Source organism: Vibrio sp. Vb0598, from assembly GCF_033338935.1.
Taxonomy (GTDB): Bacteria; Pseudomonadota; Gammaproteobacteria; order Enterobacterales; family Vibrionaceae; genus Vibrio; species Vibrio alginolyticus.
In genome coordinates this window covers 1-1,435 of sequence record NZ_JAWOTP010000112.1, presented here as the reverse complement: position 1 = coordinate 1,435, position 1,435 = coordinate 1, and the positions used below count along the sequence as shown (strand labels likewise).

At 44.8% G+C, this 1,435-nt stretch carries 2 protein-coding genes; both read left to right on the top strand.

The genetic code is table 11. The features are described from left to right. Window positions 1-54 precede the first annotated feature (54 nt). Window positions 55-1,092, top strand: a complete 1,038-nt coding sequence (locus tag R7Q38_RS23330) for a DUF3549 family protein (protein WP_318114461.1) — start codon at window positions 55-57, stop codon at window positions 1,090-1,092. Window positions 1,093-1,105: 13 nt separating this feature from the next. Next, the gene (locus R7Q38_RS23325) at window positions 1,106-1,405 is read left to right on the top strand and encodes a DUF3301 domain-containing protein (RefSeq protein WP_005494258.1); all 300 of its coding nucleotides are present in this window, start codon (window positions 1,106-1,108) and stop codon (window positions 1,403-1,405) included. Window positions 1,406-1,435: the final 30 nt, after the last annotated feature.

Genomic DNA, 1,435 nt, shown 5'->3' with positions numbered 1-1,435 from the left:
TTAGCCGAGAATGATACCATTTCTTGTGAAAAGAACGTTAGGACGTCGTATTTAATGGAAAACATTCAAACCCTCACCCAGTTACTGAAAAACAGTCATTGTGAATATCAAATCTTCGACCTTGGTCGACGCATCAAAACGATCGATTCACAATTGTTCGCCGATGTTGAAAAAGGTCAGTGCCCTTACCCATACCCAATGCAGCGTAAAGCACATTTAGCGATTGCTTATTGGAATGAACAAAAACAACCTTGGATTTGGTTTTTAAAGTTTGAACTGGATGAGCGCGGCTTACTCAAGCAATCTGATATTGGCAACTTCATTAAATACGTAGTTGAAGCCATGGGCACTCGTCTAAGCGAAGAGATGTCTGAAGAGCAACAACAAAAACTCTCCAATACTCCATACACGTTCACACCTTCTGAAGACAAAATGGCGGTATTCCACAGCCAAGTTCGTGCAAATTTGGATCTACCCACCAGCCAATATTACGAACATACACAGCACTACTTCACAGGCGGTCTAGGCTGGGAAAACTGGCAGACGGTTGGCCTGCAAGGAATCACCGATATCGCCGCACGCCTTGGTAAAGAGCAAAATGCGGTCACTCTGCGTAAAGCTCTCAATCATTTACCTAACGAGCCTCTATACGCACTGCTTGGTGCTCTTGAGCATGTCGACTTACAAGAACGACTAGCGCAGCGTATCGCAGAAAAAGCGCAGCAAGAGATTCACAGCGCAGAACCAGATTTGTTCTTGCTATCGGCATTAACTCGAGCGTTAGCAGGCGCTCCAACTGAAGTCTCTTTACCAGTACTAGAAGCGATTTTGCAAAGCCCTCGTTTAAGTCACCAAGAAGTACTGATCGGTATTGCGGGACGAGCATGGCATCTTCTTTCTGATGCAAAAATCGCTGAACAATTTTTGCTGCGACTCGCACAAACAGGCAATCAAACCCTGTTCAATCAATTATTTGCCGATTTAGTTATGCTGCCAGAGCTAAGAATGGTATTGCTACCTTTGCTGCACTCTAGCCCATCGGAAGAGCTAGCCACTGCACTCATCAAATTGCAGCAAGCCACAAAGGGATAAGAAAGGATTAAGGATGATAGGAGATCTACTGGCAATACTTGGACTGTGCTTTTTCTGTTTTCTATTTTGGCAACAACGACGTCAATCTGAGTTGGCCAAAGTTGCCATCTCACGAAAATGCGAGCAATTAGATCTTCAGCTCGTTAGCATCGCTTTTGGAGCACACAAACTGAAAACGCCAGACGGAGTCTGGCGTTGGCATACGGTGTATCAATTTGAGTTTTCATCTCTTGGCGATGACTGCTATCAAGGCCAATTGACAATGGTTGGATTCAGGCCGCAGAGCTTTCACCTACCGCCACATCGCTTGTAAATTCCATTTCAAAGTAAGGGCCGAATAAGT